Below are 16,706 nucleotides of genomic sequence, written 5' to 3'. Positions count from 1 at the left end.
GCGACCCGATACGACAAAACACGGAAATCCTTCTCAGCATTCCTCGCTCTGGCCGCCGCAAAGATTTGGCTGCCATACTTTGTCAACAGGGCCTAGCGAGGCAGGCGACCGGGCAGGGTTGAGCCGTTTTCTCAACGCGACAGCGGCAATATTGCAAGCCTCTTCCGCCGACAGGTCTGGTGGTTGGCTGCCAAATTTACGGTGATCAAAGGGGGCCGCCTCGAGAGCGTGTTTCGAGCAGGTTCTCGTGTCGAAACTCACCCCCGGCGAAATCGGCAATGGCGCTCGTCAATGGCGCTCGGAAACGGTGCTCGGCAAGGGTGATCGTCAATGGAGCGACGCGCCGTCCGCAGCCAGCCCCGACAAAAGAACAGCAATACATGCAAAGGGCAAACATGATATTCAGCCCGGGGGCTTCGAGGTGCGCGCCAGGGTAAGCGACCGTGTGCAGCGAACCGATTTCCTTCCAATGGCTTGCTTCCACGCACCTTGCTGAATGGCGGAGACTGGCACATGACCCGACATATTTTGCTTGCCGGCAGCACCGGGCTTATCGGCAGGCGCGTTCGTCTTGAACTCGGCGAGCGGGCCGATATCGATCTCATCAGCCTCGTTCGCAACGGCTCGACCGTCCCTGGTCATCCGATCGAGTTCGAACACTTATACGTCGCGCCGGAAGCGACGCTGAAGCCGGTCGCGCCCGATGGTGCCGATGTTGCCATTTCCTGTCTCGGCACCACCATTCGCACAGCCGGGTCGCAAGCTGCCATGTTCCGCGTTGATCATGACTACGTTCTGGCCCTTGCCAAGGGCGCAAAGGCGCTCGGCGCCCGCCATTTTATCCTTGTGAGCTCCGTCGGCGCGGGCGGACCCGGCTTCTATCTCAAGACCAAGGGCGCCATTGAACAGGCGGTCACCCAGCTTGGCTTTGAGCGGATCGACATAATCCGCCCGGGCTTTCTGCTCGGTCAACGCGACGATACGAGGCTTATGGAAGCGGCTGCACAGCGCCTCCTCGGCGCACTCTCGCCGATACTGCCCGACCGCCTGGCCCGCTATGGGACCATATCTGCGCAGAAGGTCTCGGCGGCCATTGCGCAGCTCGCCGGAAAGACGGAGCCGGGCCATCATGTGTATGAGAACGTCGACCTGCGACGGCTCTCTGAATAACGTCACTGTCAGTCCGCAAGAGATGTTTTGAACTTGTGTCTGCCAGGGGCTGAACCGTGAATTCCTCTCCCCGCGCGGCGGAGAGAGGGTTCGAATGACGGCTTCTGCCGCTTACTTGCCGTCGCGGTTGCGATATTCGATCGGATGGAAGCTGAAACTGTCGGGGCCCTCCCGCCGCACATGGCCGACACCGGGGAAGGGCAGATGCGGGGCAGCGATCAGCGCGCGGTCGCCGGCAAATTCGCCGAAGGCCTGCTCGCGGGTCGCAACCGCCTGATCCGGCTTCACGTCATAGAGGATCGCCACCTTCGGGTCGGGAAACTGCACCGCCTCGACATGCACGATATCGCCGACAAAGGTGATCGACAGGCCCTTGCTGACAAGATGGAAAAAGGCGCTGCCCGGCGTATGGCCCGGGTGGATCGAGCCGGTGATCCCCGGCAGTACCGTTTCGCCATCGGCAAAGGTCCTCACCTGGCCGAGCGCCTGGTAGACGCCGACCGTCTTGGCCGCCTCGTCGAAATATTTGGCGTCATAGCCTGTCTTTCCGGCATTCGTCGCATCGAGAAAGAACGAGACGTCCGGGGCGCCGACATGCACGGTGGCATTGGCAAAGACGGGCTTGCCGGCCTGCACCAGTCCGCCGGTGTGATCGGTGTGGATATGGGTGATCAGGATGTCGGTGATGGCATCCGGGGTGACGCCCACGCTTTTCAGGCTGTCCAGCAGCTTGCCGCCATAGCCCGGACCGAAGAGATCGCCCGAGCCGGTATCGACCAGGATCGTGTGGTCGCCGCCGCGGATCAGGAAGGCATTGATCGAGGCTTCGACCGGGTTGGATTGAAACGATGAATGCAGGAGATCGTCGACATGCGCCTGCGCGGTGCCGAGCATCAGCGTGTAGAGGTCCTGCGGCACCGTGCCGTCGGAAAGGGCGGTGATCTGCAGATCGCCGACCGGGAAGGAATAGGCATCGGCGACCCGGACATAACCGGCGGCCGTGATCGGTGCCGCAGTCTGGGCCTGCGCCGGCTGGCCGAGCATGGCCAGAAGCACGGCAGCGGTCGAAAGAAGAAGCGGAAGAGCGGGTTTCATCATTCTGTTTTCCTTTGGGATTTTTCGCGCAGGCGGCCGGGCCCGCAAAGGCTTGCGGGGGGCCGTCCTGGGATACTGTCGAAGAGGTCGGGGGCAGGTCGGCGTCAGGCCGCGGCGCCTGCGGTCTTTCCATGCGCTGCAAACAGCGCCGCGCGCGTTTCGTCGTCCAGCTCGTGCTTGAAACTGTGTTCCTGCTTCAACGCCTGGGCTGCCCGGACCGCAGCTCTTGCGTTCATGCGCGACATGAAATGCGCAACATTCGGATAATCGGCTAAACCTCTGTCGCCGAACACATATCCGGCCGATGCGGCCCAGCCGTAAAGCGCCATGTCGGCGATCGAATAGCGCTCGCCTGCAAGCCATTCGCGACCGGCAAGACGCGTGTCGAGAACCCTGTAGTGCCGCTCCAGCTCCGCCCCATAGCGGGTCTTGGCATAGGGCAGGTCCTCGGGCGCATAATGCAGGAAGTGGATCGCCTGGCCGGACATCGGCGACAGGCCGGTGGCGACGAATTGCAGCCAGGACAGGGTTTCGGCGCGCGGCCCGGGCTCGCTCGGCAGGAAGCGCCCGTGCTTTTCGGCGAGATGCAGAAGGATCGCATGGCTGTCGAACACGGTCACCTCACCGTCGGTCAGCGCCGGCACCTTGCCGTTCGGATTGATCCTGAGAAATTCCGGGCGATGCTGCTCGCCCTTGAAGATGTCGACGGGCACGATCTGGAACGGCAGGTCGAGTTCGTGCAGCAGCACGGCGACCTTCAGCGAGTTGGGGGTGGCATGATAATAAAGGGTCAGCATGGCATTGTCCTCGCAATCGGAACGGGGTGGGGCAGCGCTCTGGCTGCCGGCCCTGGATGCGCCGCAGCGCCGACTTTCACCAATCGCGATTGCCCATCCGACCTATCGCCGCCGCCAATGCCTGTCAGCCGGGGCGGCGCTGGCGGCTGTCCCTTGCGGCTTCCATCACCATGCCGCGCAGCCAGGCATGGGCGGGATCGCCGCTCATCTTCGGATGCCAGAACAGCTTGACCGCGAACAGGCCGAGCGGCACCGGCGTCGGGTAGATTTCCAGCGTGTCGGTGAAGCGTTCGAGGAAGCGCCGGGGCAGGGTGCAGAGGCAATCGGTCGAGGCGATCACCAGCGGCGCCAGCGCATAGCTCTGGATCGACACCGAGACGCGGCGGGCCAGCCCGATCTCGCCCATGGCATCGTCGATCACGCCGGAAAAGCCGCCGCCGCTGGTGGAGATCAGCAGATGATCGAGGCGTGCGAATTCCTCGGCCGTCAACGGCCCCGTGCCGCGCGGATGGCCGATCCGCTGGGCGGTGACGAATTCCTCCTTGAACAGCGTGCGGCCGATCAGGTCCGGCGTGGCGTCCTCGGCAGCGCCGATGAACAGGTCGACATCGCCCTGCGCCAGCGTCTCGCCGATCCTGGCCTTGTCGGGCAGCGTCAAGGCGATGCGCGCCCGCGGCGCCTGCGCATGGATCAGCGGCATCAGGTCGGGGGCGAGGATAGCTGCCGGATTGTCGGTGGCGGCAATGCGGAAGGTGCGGGTACTGGTTGCGGGATCGAAAACCTGCGCCGACTGGACGAAGCGGGTGAGACTTTCGAGCAGCCGTTCGAGCTCCGGCTTCAATGCCAGCGCATGCGGCGTCGCCGTCATGCCGCGCCCGGTCGAGGCCGGCACGAAGAGCGGATCGTTGAACACCTGCCGCAGCCGCGTCAGCCGGCCCGACAGCGCCGACTGGGTAATGTTGAGCCGCTGCGCCGCATGGGTAACATTCTCGTCGCGCAACAGCGCGTCGAGCGCGATCAGCAGGTTGATGTCGAGGTCGCCGATAGCCTGGCTCACTTGCGTCTCCTTGAGGACAGCGCGTCAAGGGCTCCTCTTTAGAGCATTTCCTGGAAAAGTGCAGTCGCGGTTTTCCATCCGGAAATACGTAAAACAACAAACTAGCGGACCTCGGGTGAACGCCTGTTTGCCGGACATGGTCCAGCGCGGGACCGGCCGGGGGAAAGGGGGCTTTGCGACCGCCAGTCTGACGGTGCCGCCGCCGGATGCTGCGCGGGTGCCTCTTGATATTTTCCTGACTTTCCTATCTGTTCCCTTCGCGACACTCTTCTCCAGACGGGCCCACGTTGAATACCGATTTTCAAGACGATATTGCTGCGGTCCAGAGGATCGCCGCCGTTCCCAACATCCTCGATATCGTCTGCCGCTCGACCGGGATGGGCTTTGCCGCCGTCGCCCGGGTCACCGAAGACCGATGGGTCGCCTGCCAGGTGCTCGACAATCTCGATTTTGGCCTGCCGGCGGGCGGGGAGCTGAAGGTCGAGACCACGCTCTGCCACGAGATCCGCCAGCATCGCCAGGTGGTGGCGATCGACAATGTCGCCGAGGATACGCTCTACTGCCAGCATCACACGCCGCGCATCTACGGGCTGCAGAGCTATATCTCGGTGCCGATCATCCTGCCGGACGGCCGCTTCTTCGGCACGCTGTGCGCCATCCACACCGAGACGGCCGCGGTCAACAATCCGCAGGTGATCGGCACCTTCAAGCTGTTTGCCGAGCTGATCGCCCACCATCTGGACGCAAGCGACCAGCTCGACGAGGCGCAGCGCGCGCTGACCGACGAGCGGCAGCTGTCGGAACTGCGCGAGCAGTTCATCGCCGTGCTCGGCCATGACCTGCGCAATCCGATCGCCGGGGTCGATGCCGGCATCAACATGCTGCTGCGCAGCGGCTGGACCGAGCGGTCGCCGCAAATCCTGCGGATGATGAAGGAGAGCGTCACGCGGATGGCGGGCCTTGTCGACAATGTCATGGATCTCGCCCGCGCCCGGCTCGGCGGCGGCATCAAGCTCAAGCTCGACACGCAAAGGCCGGTTTCCGAGACGATCGAACAGGTCGTCGGCGAATTTCGCAGCGCCCAGCCCGAGCGGCAGATCGACGTCACCTGCACGCTGACGCGCGACGTGCCGCTCGATCATGCACGCCTGGCCCAGCTGTTTTCCAATCTGCTCGGCAATGCCCTGACCCATGGAGCGCCGGGCGCGCCGGTGACGGTGGCGGCGGCAACCGGCGAGGGGAGCTTCACGTTGGCCGTCACCAATTCCGGCGAGCCGATCGGGCCGGATGCGCGCGAGCGGCTGTTTCGTCCCTTCCACCGCGGCGGCGAGACCAACAGCGAAGGCCTCGGCCTCGGCCTCTACATCGCCTCCGAGATCGCCCGCGCCCATGGCGGCACCCTCACCGTCGTCTCGGACGCCGACGCCACGGTCTTCACATTCTCGATGCCGGGGTGAGGCACCGTCGGTGCACCGGCTGTGAAGGCTTCGCCTTGAGGCCTTCATCGCACCGGCGCTGTGGGCCTTCGGCCTTCATCCTGTCCGCTCCGCCCGCCGCCCTTCATCCCCCGACCTTGCCCGAAATATACCGCGCGAACTCGTAGTTCGGCCGCTCCAGGTGCGACAGCGCGCCGGGCTCGGACAGCCGGCCGAGCAGCCCCTTGTAGACCTTTTCCGTGCAGCCGCGGTCCTCGTCGTTGACGGCATCCAGCAAGGTCTTCAGCGCCTTGAAATGGTCCTGCGCCTCCGGGTCGTTGACATAGTCGGCATGCAGCCCGCCGCCATAGAGGATCTTCACATGGCCGGCGCCGTCGGGATGCAGCGACAGGTACCAGAAATAGCCCGGCGTCAGCGTGATCATCAGCGCCGGATAGATCGAGATCAGCCAGGTCTTCACCCGTTCCTCGCCCACCAGTGTCGTGTTCAGCGGATGCGCGACGGTGAGCGGGGCGTCGTCCTTCTTCAGGATCCAGTGATAGTTGAAGGCGTCATAGCCTTCCGGACAGGTCATCTTCTCCAGGGACACGAAGCCGCCGATCGTGCCGGAATGGCAGACCGGCAGGTGGTAGCTCTCCATGAAGTTTTCCGCGAGCACCTTCCAGTTGGTCGCCCAGCGATGCTCCTCGCGAAAGGTCTCGCCGTAGGAGCCCATGTCGAGATAGCCGACGAGGTTTTCGACCTCTTTCAGCTGTTCGGCAGGCTCCGGCGCATCCGGGTTCAGCGTCACCAGGATCCAGCCCTGCCAGACGGTGCAGCGGATGGTTGGCAGCTTGATGTTCTCCTTGCAGAAGCCCTCGTTCATGTGCATGGCCGGCGCGCCAAACCCGACAATCCCCTCCCGGCCCCAAATCCGCCGCCTCCCACACACCGGATCCCCACTATCGCCCCCTTGATCCACGGCGCCTCCACCGTCCAGCAGATGATGTCGACGCCGAGATAGTCTTGCGCATAGGCGAGAGATGCGTCGTGGGTGAAGCGCCTGCCGCTTATGACAAACGCGGCCATCCGCCGGACGACGCGTCGTGGTTCGGCCCGGCAGGATCGCGGCGCGTTTGCCCCTCACTCGATCGAAAGCCGCAGCATCTCGCCTTTCACCGTGATTTCGGGCTTGGCGCCGGGGGTGTTGGCGAGCGCCGAGCTGACCAGCGAGGCGGTCGCCTCCACCGTGTAGCTGATCTGCGTCGGCACCAGGAATTTGAGACTGGCATCCATCATCCTGCCGGTCAGCCGGATCACCTCGTCATGACGGACCGCGTCGAAGGCGAGCCGGGCCCGCATCGCCGCGCCGGAGAGCAGCAATGCCGTCGCATGCCCGTCGAAGGTGATGTCGCCGGCATCCGCATCGATTGCGACCGCTGAAAATTGGCCGTCGAGGCTGGCGCGCGAGGCCGACTGGGCGATCCGCACCGCCGCCTCCGGCGCCAGATTGATCGTCAGCTCCGGCCGGCAGTTCGACCAGTCCGACCAGCCGGACCAGTCGGACCAGTGAAACGGGCGGCCGCCGCCTGTGTCGACGATCAGCGCGCTTCCCTCGATCCGCATCGTCGCGCCCGGGGCGCAGCTTCGGTCGGAAGATACCCGATCCGCAGGCGCAGGCCGAATGGCAGGCGATCCTTGCCGAGCTCGACGATCTGATGGCGCGCGCCAGGCTTTATGCCGACACGGACCTCAATCTGGCGCGGCTCGCCCGTCGCCTCGGCCGCCCGGCGCGCAGCCTCTCCAATGCGGTCAATCGCGTCCACGGCCTCAGCGTCTCGCAATATGTCAATGATTTCAGGGTGGCCGAGGCCTGCCGGCTGCTGAGGGACACCGAGGCGCCCGTCACCCGCATCCTCTACGAGGCGGGCTTCCTGACCAAGTCCAATTTCAACCGCGAATTTTTGCGCGTGACCGGCATGACGCCGACCGCTTGGCGCACCGCGCAGGACAGAGGCGAGGCCGGCGCGGGGATGCCCCATGCCGTCCGCTCCGGTTCGGATCTTGAGGACCATCGGCGCGGGCGCGTCGGCGCCGCCCGCTGAAACGCCGTTCCCCGGGGGCCGCGCCTGCGCTAGACTGCCGTCATCCTTCGAGCGGACCATCGCCCCATGAATCTTCGTTTCCTCAAAACCTTCGTCGCGGTTGCCGAAACCGGCAGCATGACCCGCGCCGGCCTGCGCGTGCATCTGTCGCAATCCTCGGTGAGCGAGCAGATCCAGGCGCTGGAACAGGAATTCGGCACCGCCCTGTTCGACCGCGCCCGGCGCCGCCTGTCGCTGACGGCTGCGGGCGAACGGCTGCTGGCCCATGCCCCGGCGATGCTGGGGGCGCTCGACCAGGCCCGGGCCGATATCGCCGCAAGTGCTGGCAACACCGCGGGCGCCCTTGCTGTCGGCGGGCTGGAAACACTCTGCGCCGGGCTCCTGCCGCCGCTGCTGGCCCGCTATCGTGCCGCCTGTCCGCAGGTCGCGCTCACCCTTGCCACCGACACCAGCGTCGGATTGCGGGCAGGGATCGCCAGCGGCGATCTCGACATCGCCTTCCTTTTCGGCCCGCCGGGAAGGCTTGCGGGCGGCCGCAGCGAGACGCTGTCGGAACTGCCCCTGGCCGTGCTCGCGCCCGCCGGCCACCGCCTTGCCACGGGCAACCCGGTGCCGCTGTCGGCGCTGGGCGACGAGACCTTTCTGGTGACCGGGGAGGGCTGCGTCTTCCGGGCCATGTTCGAGCAGGTCTTTGCGGGGGCGGGTGTCCGTCGCCCCGCGATCGGCGGCACCTTTGCCTCGATCGCCGCCGTCCGCCGGCTGGTCGAGGCCGGCATGGGGCTGGCGATCGTGCCGGGAACCGGCCAGGCCGCCGGCGACGACCGGCTTGCGGCGCTGGCGGTCGAAGGGCTCGACAGCAGCGTGGCGCTCACCATGCTCTGGCGAAAGCGGCCGGTGCAGCCGCCGGCGCTGCTGCGCTTCCTGGCCGAAAGCCGCGCCCGGTTTGCCGCCGCCTGATGGCTGCCGGTCGCCGCCGGGCGGTCAGACCAGCCGCTGGCCGCCGTCGACATGCAGCAGCGTGCCGGTGATGAAGCCGTTCTCCATCAGCGCGGCCATCGCGGCGGCGATGTCTTCGGGCCGGCCGACACGTCCGACCGGCAGACGCTCCGCCATGGCGCCCAGCACCTGCGCCTTGCGGTCGCCGGCCACATGGGCCCAGATCCCGGTCTCGACCCAGCCGGGCGAGACGACATTGACCCGCATCGGCGCCAGTTCGAGGGCCAGCGCATAGACCAGCGATTCCAGCGCGCCGTTGACGGCGGCGACCACCGTGCCGCGCGGTGCCGGGCGATAGGCGGCAATGCCGGAGGTCAGGGTGATCGATCCCGTGGGCGTCAGCACATCCCGGCCGTGCCTGGCAATGAGCAGCGGCCCCAGCACCTTGGAATCCATCACCCTGCGCGCCACGTCCACATCCATCTCGGCGAGCGGCACATAGACGCCGGCGATATCGGCTGCCGTGGTGGCGATGTGATCGAGCGGCCCTGTCGCGGCAAACAGCGCCGTCAGCGACGCCGCGCTGGTGGCATCGGCGACATGGGCGGTGAGCCGGCCCGGGGCGCCAAGGGTGCGGCGGGCGGCGTCCAGCCGCTCGGCCGAGCGGCCGGCGATGATCACTTCGGCCCCCTCGTCGAGCAGCCGTGCGGCAAGCGCCAGCCCCATGCCCGAGCCGCCGCCGATCACCAGGATTCGTCTGGATTGAAAACGCATGGACCTGTCTCCTCGTTTGCGTGGAGAGGTCTTATGCGGCCGTCAGCGCCGGAAAGGGAAAGGGGAGAACACGATAGCAACTATCGGAAAAGCCGATGAGCCGGTCGGCGACGATGTCGCGGCCGGCCCGGCGCTGACGCACGGGGTCAGGCGCTGCGGGCCATCAGGCGGCGATGATGGGTCAGACGCGGCAGGCGCCCGATGCTTACGATGCGGTGAATGCCGCTCGCCAGCAGCAGCAGCGGCAGGCTTACCGGCCAGACGAGGCAGGCCAGGAGACCGAGGATACGCGGCAGGTCGAACCGGTTGCCATCCGCCATACCTTCGACGAAAGTCATCGTCAGCATCAGCAGAGTGACCATCAGCAATATCAAAAACAGCAGCATCGACAATTCAGGCCCGCCTATACGTTCGGATGTCCAGTATTGTTGTCGAATTCTTAACCATCGTCACCCCGCGAAATTTAGTAGGGTGGGGCGCTCTGGTGTATCTGCCGGAATATGCGAGGATAGAGGCCGCAATGAACTGCGCGGACGGCGTTTTTGCAACTGGAGAGGTGTTCGGCAAGGTGTGCGGCAGCCAGTAGATGTGCTGTGAAACCTTGTCATTGCGGTCGCCGCCGTGCAGCACATCGAACATGGGGTGCCGGTTCTCGAGGGCCGGCGGAGCAGCATGAAGCGCATACACATTCTCGGCGCGTCCGGATCGGGCACGAGCACCCTGGGGGCAGCGCTCGGCCGGCATCTCGGCATTCCCCATGTGGACTCCGATTCCATCTACTGGCTGCCCACCGATCCGCCCTTTGTCGAGCCGCGTGCGCTGGAGGAGCGGCATGCCATGCTTCGCGAGCTTCTGCCGGCTGACGGGCACTGGATCTTTTCCGGCTCGGCGCTGAAATGGGCCGAACCGATCGAGCCCTACTACGATCTCGTCGTGTTCCTGCAGCTCGACCACGACACCCGCATGTCCCGCATCCTGAAGCGCGAAAAGGCCCGATATGGTGCACGGATCGAGGAGGGCGGCGACATGTATGTCAAAAGCCGCGTCTTCCTTGCCTGGGCGCGGGCCTATGACACGGCCGGTCTCGGCCAGCGCAGCCTGTTGTCGCACGAGAAAATGCTGGAGGCGCGCGGCTGGCCCGTCCTCAGGCTCGACAGCATCCATCCGGTCGAGGACCTCGTCGCCGCGGTGCTGGCGCAACTGGCATAGGGACGCCGCCGCCCCGATGATCCCGGTGGGGCCTGTGATCACGGTCGTCCCGGTGTCGCGATCAGCCTGACCCACCGCGCGTTTTTCCGCTCCGACCCTTGATTTTGACAATTGCTGCCGGCTGCGCAGCCTGCTCTTCTCGTCGCATTGCGGGGTGCTTCGGCACGGCCCAATGGTAACGAGATGAGCGGGCGGCACCGGGCAGGGCCGCTATATCTCAGGCGGCGAGGAACCGGGCGATGGACCAGGGGGCAGCGGGCCGGAAGGCCGACGATCCTGCTTCGACCGGACGGACATCCGCCGGCCAGAGGCTCGGCGCCGACTACTGGAAACTTCTGCTGTCGAGCGGCATGACCAATCTGGCCGATGGCATCGGCCTCGTCGCCTGGCCCTGGCTCGCCTCGCTGATCACCCGCGATCCGCTGGCCATCGCCCTGGTCGGCGTCGCCCAGCGGCTGCCCTGGTTTATATTGTCGCTGCCCGCCGGCGTGATCATCGACCGGCTCGACCGCCGGCAGATTGTCATTGCCATGGATGCCCTGCGCTGTCTCATGCTGGCGGTGCTGACCCTGGCCATCGCGCTGCCGGGCACCATGCCGCCGGTTCCGCTTGCGGGCTTTCCGGTGCTTGCCCTCTACGGGCTGCTGCTGTTCAGCGCGCTGGTGACCGGTTCGGCCGAGGTCCTGCGCGACAGTTCCGCCGGCACGCTGCTGCCGGCCATTGTGCCGCGGGACAGGCTGGAAACCGCCAATGCCCGGATGTTCGGCCTGGAGGTGCTCACCAATATGATGATTGGCCCGTCGCTTGCCGGCTTTCTGCTGGCTCTCGCCCTGCCGCTGGTCTTTGGCCTCACCGGTGTGGCCTTTGCGCTTGCCGGCCTGCTGGTGTTTTCGATCCGCGGGCCGTTCCGCGCGACCCGACGGGTGACGCAAGGGATCGACGCGAACCCTCACGCCGATGGGGGGCGGGGACAACCCACCGTCGGCGCGACAGGCTTCATCGGCGAGGCGAAGGAGGGGCTCGCCTATCTCTTCGCCCGGCCGCTCTTGCGCGATCTGGCGCTCGGTCTCGGCTGCTTCAATGCGCTGGAAAACATGCTGCTGATCGCGCTGGTTCTCTATGCGCAGGAGGTGCTGCATCTGGGTTCCGCCGGCTATGGCCTGCTGCTCACCGGCGGTGCCGTCGGCGGTCTTGCCGCAGCCCTTGTCGGAGAGCGGTTCATCCGCCTGTTCGGTCAGGCCGCCTGCCTGAGGCTGGCGGTCGCGATCCTGCTGCTGCAGGCGGTGGTGCCGCTGGTCCTGCCGTTCCCGGAGCCGATCTGGCTCACGCTGGCACTGTTCTCGGCGATGGGGACGGTCTGGAACATCATCACCGTCAGCCTTCGCCAGCGGCTGATCCCGGCGCATCTGCTTGGCCGGGTTACCAGTGTCTACCGGCTGTTCGGCCTCGGCATGATCCCGCTCGGCTTTGTCCTTTCCGGCCTGACCGTGACCGTCACCGAACCGCTTGTCGGCCGCCATGCCGCCCTTTGCGCCCCTTTTGCGCTCGCGGCCGTCCTCGTCGCCCTGCTGCTCGCCACCCTCTGGCGCCGCCTGTCGCCGGCCGCCATCGCCGCCTTCGTGTCGACAGCAGCAGGCGACGAGCCGGAAGCGGCGCGATGATCGGGGGTGCCGAACGGCTGTCCGGCGGCGGGCAAGCCCCGGCTCAAAGCCTGTCGCGAGAGGGCCGGCATCGGCCCCGGCATGCTTCCGTAGAAAACGGCCGCCGCAGTCTGCGCCGGCCGTTTCGTGCTTGTCTCTATGCCTGTTCTTCGAAATTCAGTGCATGGCCGTTGATGCAGAAGCGCAGGCCCGTCGGCGGCGGGCCGTCGGGGAAGACATGGCCCAGATGGCCGTTGCAGGTGGCGCAGCGGATCTCGGTGCGCACCATGCCGTGCGAGGTGTCCTTCAGCTCGATCACCGCGTCGGGAATCGCCTCGTAATAGCTCGGCCAGCCGCAGCCCGAATCGAACTTCGTGTCGGAATAGAACAGCGGCGCATCGCAGGCCGCGCAGTGGTAGAGGCCCTTCTGCTTGTTGTTGTTGAACGGGCCGGTGAACGGCCGCTCGGTGCCGGCCTGGCGCAGGATGTGATACTGCTCCGGCGTCAGCTGCTCGCGCCACTCGGCATCGGTTTTCTCCATTTTCGGCTTGACGGTCTCGGCCATGGAAGCCCTCCTTTTCGTATGCGCCATAGATAGGGTTTCCGCGCCCGTTCGGCAATGCGCCGGCACCGGGCCGCAAGGCGGCATCAGGCGCTGCGGGCGGCGCGGTGACGGGCGACCACGCCGCGTGCAAACCCGTCCGGGTCCGCCGCCATGGCGCAGACCTGCTCGGCAGGGGCGTCGGTTCCGGTATGCTTTGCCGACCAGAGCACCAGCGCCGTCATCACGGGGGCGAGGTCGAGCCCCTTGTCGGTCAGCCGGTAGCGGCGCCGGCGCTTGTCGGTCTCGTCGGGCAGCGCCTCGATCAGCCCGTCGTCGGCAAGGCGCTTCAGCCGGTCGGCCAGTATGTTGGTGGCGATCCCTTCGCCCGCCTCGAGAAAGCCGGCATAGCTGTCGATACCCTTGAACATCAGGTCGCGCACGATCAGCAGCGACCAGCTGTCGCCAAACAGCTCCAGTGCCAGGCTGATAGGGCAGAGCGAGCGGGGGGCCTGGCGCATGGCGGTCTCCAGAGGGGGCTCGGGATGGATCGGCAATCGCCGATATGGTGACTGTGTGCGGAAATAACTTGCAAAATGCAAGTGTTCGGCGCTAGCTTTCATCCTGCTCTGACGAGAAGGGATCGGGGGGATCGGATGGACAAGGCTTTCTGGCTCGGCTTTGCAGCCTATCTGTTGCCGACATTTCCGCTCGGCTATGTCTGGCACCTGAAACTCTTCCGCGGGAGTTACGAGCGGCTGGACATCTTCCGCGACGAGGTGATCATTCCCTTCGGCATTCTCTCGATGGTCATTCAGGGACTGGTGTTTTCCTGGTGCTATCCGCGGCTCTTCACGACGGCACATGATGACTGGTGGAAGGGTGCGCTCGGTTTCGGTCTCGTCTTCGGCGGGCTCGCCTTTTCCTTCGCCGTGCTTCCGGTCGCCGCCAAATATCGGATGACATCTGTTGACGATTTCGTGAGGATCGAAACCCTGTTTACCGTGTTGCAGTTTGGCATCGTCGCGCCTCTCATCGCGCTGGCGCACCGCCAGCCCCTGTAATCCCTTGGGGATTTGCTGTCGCTCTTCTTGCAGGCCGTCTCTTTTGTGCTTTTTGTCGAATGCGAAGCCCGCCTCTTGAGGCAGGGGGCCGTTTGTCTTAACAACGGTCAGCCTTCGACTGCGGAGGATCATGCGCGACGCCAGGGAGCCGGAATTTGCAGACTATCTCGAGCCTGACCATTCTGGCCATGATGCTGCCCTTTATCGGCGCGCTCGTCGCGCCGCCCCTGATCCGCCGGTTCGGCCACAACACCGCCTGGGTGCTGGCGCTGTTTCCGGCCTATGCCTTCTACCATTTCTGCCAGTTCCTGCCGACGATCGCCGATGGCGGCGCCGTCACCGGCGGTTATGTCTGGGTGCCGAGCTTCAACCTGTCGTTTTCCTGGTTCATCGACGGGCTGTCGCTGACCTTTGCGCTGTTGATCACCGGCATCGGCACGCTGATCGTGCTCTATTCCGGCGGCTACATGAAGGGCCATCCGGAGCAGGGGCGTTTCCTCTGCTATATCCTGCTGTTCATGGGCGCGATGCTCGGGCTCGTGCTTTCCGACAGTTTCCTGATGCTGTTCATCTACTGGGAGCTGACCTCGATCACCTCCTTCCTGCTGATCGGCTTCGACCATGACCGCGAGGCCTCGCGCCGCGCCGCCCTGCAGGCGCTGGTGGTCACCGGCGGCGGCGGGCTCTGCCTGCTGGCCGGCCTGATCTTCCTGTGGAACATGACCGGCGTCACCCAGCTGTCGCTGCTCGTCCATGCCGGCGACGTGGTGCGCGCAAGTCCGTTCTACATGGCGGCGCTGCTGCTGGTGCTCGGCGGCGCCTTCACCAAGTCGGCGCAGTTTCCGTTCCATTTCTGGCTGCCCAATGCCATGGAGGCGCCGACGCCGGTCTCGGCCTTCCTGCATTCGGCCACCATGGTCAAGGCCGGCGTCTACCTGCTGATGCGGCTCAACCCGACGCTCGGCGGCACGGCGGTGTGGGAAATCCTGCTGCCGGTCTTCGGCGGATTGACCCTGCTGGTCGGCGCGGTGCTGGCGCTGCGGCAGACGGATCTGAAGCAGATGCTGGCCTATACCACCGTCGCCTCGCTCGGCCTGCTGGTGATGATGACCGGCTTCGGCTCGGAGCATGCGATTGCCGCGGCCGTGCTCTATCTGATCGCGCATGCGCTGTTCAAGGGCGGGCTTTTCATGGTCGCGGGCCTTGTCGACCACGAGGCCGGCACGCGCGATGTCACCGTGCTGCGCGGCCTGCGCGCCGCCATGCCGATCACCTTTGCCGCCGCCCTTTGCGGTGCGGTCTCGATGGCCGGGTTGCCGCCGTTCTTCGGCTTCCTTGCCAAGGAGGAGATCTACGGGGCGCTTGCCCATGGCGACCTGCGCGCGATCGTCTTCACCGCGGTTGCCGTCATCGGCAATGCGCTGATGTTCGTCATCGGCTTTGCCGTGGCGCTGAAACCCTTTCTCGGTCGGCCGATGGATGAGATCCATGAGGGGCACGAAGTCCATGAGGGGCCGGCGCTGATGTGGCTCGGGCCGCTGGTGCTCGGCCTGACGGCGCTGTTCGGCGCGCTGTTTTCCGGCGTCTCGCATGCGCTGTTCTCGACCCCGATGACCTCGGCCATCGAGGGGCATGTCGAGGAGGTGACGGCCAGCCTGATCCCGCATCTCAACCTGCCGCTGCTGCTCTCGGTCGTCACCGTCATCCTCGGCATCGCGCTCTATCTCGGCCTCACCACGGTGCGGCGCGAAGTCGACCGCTTCTTCGTGGCGCTCGGTCCGGGCCCCGATCGCGGCTTCGACCATTTCGTCGCCGGCACGGTACGCTTTGCCTACAAGGTGACTGCCTTCGTGCAGCCCGGCAAGCTCGACACCTATGTCACCGTCACCTTCATGCTGCTGGCGATCGTGCTGCTGGTGCCGCTCTTCGTCTTCGGCGAATTGCCGGATATGCCGCACTGGCCGGTGGACGCCAAGTTCCATGAACTGACCTTCCTGATGATCGCGGTGATCGGCCTGTTTGCCGTGCTGCTGGCCAAGAACCGGCTGACGGCGATCGTCTCGCTCGGCATCCAGGGCTTTGCGGTCGCCGTGCTCTTCCTGCTGTTCGGCGCGCCGGACCTGTCGTTCACCCAGTTCATGGTCGAGACGCTGTCGGTCGTCATCCTGGCGCTGGTGATGACCAGGCTGCGACTGTCGCCGTCCGACCACCGCACGCGTCGCCAGTTCCTGTTCGACAGCACGGTGGCGATCGCCTGCGGCCTCGGCTTCACCCTGATGCTGCTGAAGACCATGCAGGTGCCGTTCAACAATGCGCTGACGGACTTCTTCAACGCCTATTCCAAGACGATCGCGCACGGTGCCAATGTGGTCAACGTCATCATCGTCGACTTCCGCGGCACGGATACGCTCGGCGAGATCTCGGTGGTGATGATCACCGGCCTTGCGATCCTCGCCCTCATCCGCATCCGCGTCACCGACGTCGCCGCCCCCCAGTCGCGCGACAAGGTGGAGACGATCGCGGAAGCCGAGGCGGAGGGCAAGATATGAGCGTTCGCATGAGCCGGGGCACGTCGGGTGCCGCTCACCCCCCTCTGTCCTGCCGGACATCTCCCCCTCAAGGGGGGAGATCGGTTGTGGCGGCCGCGCGCTCCGCGTCTGCCGCTTCGGCTTGTGCGGGCGGAATGCGGCCGAGGGGACGCCTGAGCGAGCCTGAAGGCGAGGGCATGGGGCCTGGCATGAATGGCGACAATTCGGGCGGGACTCACCCCCCTCTGTCCTGCCGGACATCTCCCACTCAAGGGGGGAGATCGGTTGTTGCGGCCGCGCGGTCTGCCTCTGCCGACAGCGTCTGCGCAAGAACGAGGCGGAACGTCGACCTGGCCTTTTTCCGTTCCTCTCTCT

At 65.6% G+C, this 16,706-nt stretch carries 19 protein-coding genes and 1 pseudogene; 10 read left to right on the top strand and 10 right to left on the bottom strand.

The window, feature by feature from the left end; translation table 11 throughout:
- The 3 genes and pseudogenes from J2Z17_RS25640 to J2Z17_RS23660 form a co-directional block, all read left to right on the top strand.
- Positions 1 to 96: pseudogene (locus tag J2Z17_RS25640) on the top strand (IS5 family transposase); the annotation flags it as partial.
- 151 nt (positions 97 to 247) lie between these two features.
- On the top strand, positions 248 to 496 hold the full coding sequence (locus J2Z17_RS23665; RefSeq protein ID WP_209949010.1) for a hypothetical protein: 249 nt from the start codon (positions 248 to 250) through the stop codon (positions 494 to 496).
- A gap of 17 nt (positions 497 to 513) precedes the next feature.
- Complete coding sequence (locus J2Z17_RS23660) at positions 514 to 1,170, top strand: NAD(P)H-binding protein (RefSeq protein WP_209949008.1); 657 nt, start codon at positions 514 to 516, stop codon at positions 1,168 to 1,170.
- 111 nt (positions 1,171 to 1,281) lie between these two features.
- On the opposite strand, the gene J2Z17_RS23655 is transcribed toward J2Z17_RS23660, so the two are convergent.
- The 3 genes from J2Z17_RS23655 to J2Z17_RS23645 form a co-directional block, all read right to left on the bottom strand.
- A complete protein-coding gene (locus J2Z17_RS23655; RefSeq protein WP_245224318.1) occupies positions 1,282 to 2,268 on the bottom strand; it encodes an MBL fold metallo-hydrolase in 987 nt (328 codons plus the stop codon).
- A 101-nt stretch (positions 2,269 to 2,369) separates the two neighbouring features.
- Positions 2,370 to 3,062, bottom strand: coding sequence for a glutathione S-transferase family protein (locus tag J2Z17_RS23650; protein WP_209949006.1), 693 nt, complete (start codon positions 3,060 to 3,062; stop codon positions 2,370 to 2,372).
- Between the two features lie 124 nt (positions 3,063 to 3,186).
- Positions 3,187 to 4,119, bottom strand: coding sequence for a LysR family transcriptional regulator (locus J2Z17_RS23645; RefSeq protein WP_209949004.1), 933 nt, complete (start codon positions 4,117 to 4,119; stop codon positions 3,187 to 3,189).
- A gap of 287 nt (positions 4,120 to 4,406) precedes the next feature.
- Between J2Z17_RS23645 and J2Z17_RS23640 the strand changes: the two genes are divergently transcribed.
- Complete coding sequence (locus J2Z17_RS23640) at positions 4,407 to 5,576, top strand: GAF domain-containing sensor histidine kinase (RefSeq protein ID WP_209949002.1); 1,170 nt, start codon at positions 4,407 to 4,409, stop codon at positions 5,574 to 5,576.
- Positions 5,577 to 5,679: 103 nt separating this feature from the next.
- Here J2Z17_RS23640 and J2Z17_RS23635 read toward each other — a convergent pair whose 3' ends face one another.
- Positions 5,680 to 6,426, bottom strand: a complete 747-nt coding sequence (locus J2Z17_RS23635; protein WP_209949000.1) for an SRPBCC family protein — start codon at positions 6,424 to 6,426, stop codon at positions 5,680 to 5,682.
- Between the two features lie 251 nt (positions 6,427 to 6,677).
- The gene (locus J2Z17_RS23630) at positions 6,678 to 7,160 is read right to left on the bottom strand and encodes a hypothetical protein (protein WP_209948998.1); all 483 of its coding nucleotides are present in this window, start codon (positions 7,158 to 7,160) and stop codon (positions 6,678 to 6,680) included.
- 92 nt (positions 7,161 to 7,252) lie between these two features.
- On the opposite strand from J2Z17_RS23630, the gene J2Z17_RS23625 reads away from it, so the two are divergent.
- Together J2Z17_RS23625 and J2Z17_RS23620 are read left to right on the top strand one after the other, a co-directional pair.
- Positions 7,253 to 7,639: a helix-turn-helix domain-containing protein gene (locus tag J2Z17_RS23625; protein ID WP_209948996.1), complete on the top strand. Its 387-nt coding sequence runs from the start codon at positions 7,253 to 7,255 to the stop codon at positions 7,637 to 7,639.
- Positions 7,640 to 7,705: 66 nt separating this feature from the next.
- The gene (locus J2Z17_RS23620) at positions 7,706 to 8,596 is read left to right on the top strand and encodes a LysR family transcriptional regulator (protein ID WP_209948994.1); all 891 of its coding nucleotides are present in this window, start codon (positions 7,706 to 7,708) and stop codon (positions 8,594 to 8,596) included.
- A 24-nt stretch (positions 8,597 to 8,620) separates the two neighbouring features.
- Here the strand turns inward: J2Z17_RS23620 and J2Z17_RS23615 are convergent, their stop codons facing one another.
- The 3 genes from J2Z17_RS23615 to J2Z17_RS23605 all read right to left on the bottom strand — a co-directional run bounded on the left by J2Z17_RS23615 (position 8,621) and on the right by J2Z17_RS23605 (position 9,988).
- A complete protein-coding gene (locus J2Z17_RS23615; protein WP_209948992.1) occupies positions 8,621 to 9,349 on the bottom strand; it encodes an SDR family oxidoreductase in 729 nt (242 codons plus the stop codon).
- A gap of 146 nt (positions 9,350 to 9,495) precedes the next feature.
- Positions 9,496 to 9,741 (bottom strand): hypothetical protein, encoded by a 246-nt coding sequence (locus tag J2Z17_RS23610; protein ID WP_209948990.1) that lies wholly within the window; start codon positions 9,739 to 9,741, stop codon positions 9,496 to 9,498.
- 1 nt (position 9,742) lies between these two features.
- A complete protein-coding gene (locus J2Z17_RS23605) occupies positions 9,743 to 9,988 on the bottom strand; it encodes a hypothetical protein (protein ID WP_209948988.1) in 246 nt (81 codons plus the stop codon).
- A 33-nt stretch (positions 9,989 to 10,021) separates the two neighbouring features.
- Here J2Z17_RS23605 and J2Z17_RS23600 point away from each other — a divergent pair, with 33 nt between their 5' ends.
- Entirely contained in the window at positions 10,022 to 10,558 is a 537-nt protein-coding gene (locus tag J2Z17_RS23600) for an AAA family ATPase (RefSeq protein ID WP_209948986.1), read from the top strand.
- 239 nt (positions 10,559 to 10,797) lie between these two features.
- Positions 10,798 to 12,219, top strand: a complete 1,422-nt coding sequence (locus J2Z17_RS23595; RefSeq protein WP_209948984.1) for an MFS transporter — start codon at positions 10,798 to 10,800, stop codon at positions 12,217 to 12,219.
- 136 nt (positions 12,220 to 12,355) lie between these two features.
- On the opposite strand, the gene msrB is transcribed toward J2Z17_RS23595, so the two are convergent.
- On the bottom strand, positions 12,356 to 12,763 hold the full coding sequence (msrB, locus tag J2Z17_RS23590) for a peptide-methionine (R)-S-oxide reductase MsrB (RefSeq protein WP_209948982.1): 408 nt from the start codon (positions 12,761 to 12,763) through the stop codon (positions 12,356 to 12,358).
- An 83-nt stretch (positions 12,764 to 12,846) separates the two neighbouring features.
- Entirely contained in the window at positions 12,847 to 13,260 is a 414-nt protein-coding gene (locus tag J2Z17_RS23585) for a winged helix-turn-helix transcriptional regulator (RefSeq protein WP_209948980.1), read from the bottom strand.
- Positions 13,261 to 13,395: 135 nt separating this feature from the next.
- On the opposite strand from J2Z17_RS23585, the gene J2Z17_RS23580 reads away from it, so the two are divergent.
- Both J2Z17_RS23580 and J2Z17_RS23575 read left to right on the top strand, forming a co-directional pair.
- Positions 13,396 to 13,803, top strand: coding sequence for a hypothetical protein (locus J2Z17_RS23580; RefSeq protein ID WP_209948978.1), 408 nt, complete (start codon positions 13,396 to 13,398; stop codon positions 13,801 to 13,803).
- A 155-nt stretch (positions 13,804 to 13,958) separates the two neighbouring features.
- Entirely contained in the window at positions 13,959 to 16,352 is a 2,394-nt protein-coding gene (locus J2Z17_RS23575) for a putative monovalent cation/H+ antiporter subunit A (protein WP_280923402.1), read from the top strand.
- Positions 16,353 to 16,706 lie beyond the last annotated feature (354 nt).

The sequence above is a fragment of the Heterorhizobium halophytocola genome (genome assembly GCF_017873095.1).
GTDB classification, from domain to species: Bacteria; Pseudomonadota; Alphaproteobacteria; order Rhizobiales; family Rhizobiaceae; genus Allorhizobium; species Allorhizobium halophytocola.
Note: the sequence above shows the minus strand (reverse complement) of the source record. Positions and strands in the feature narration are given on the sequence as shown.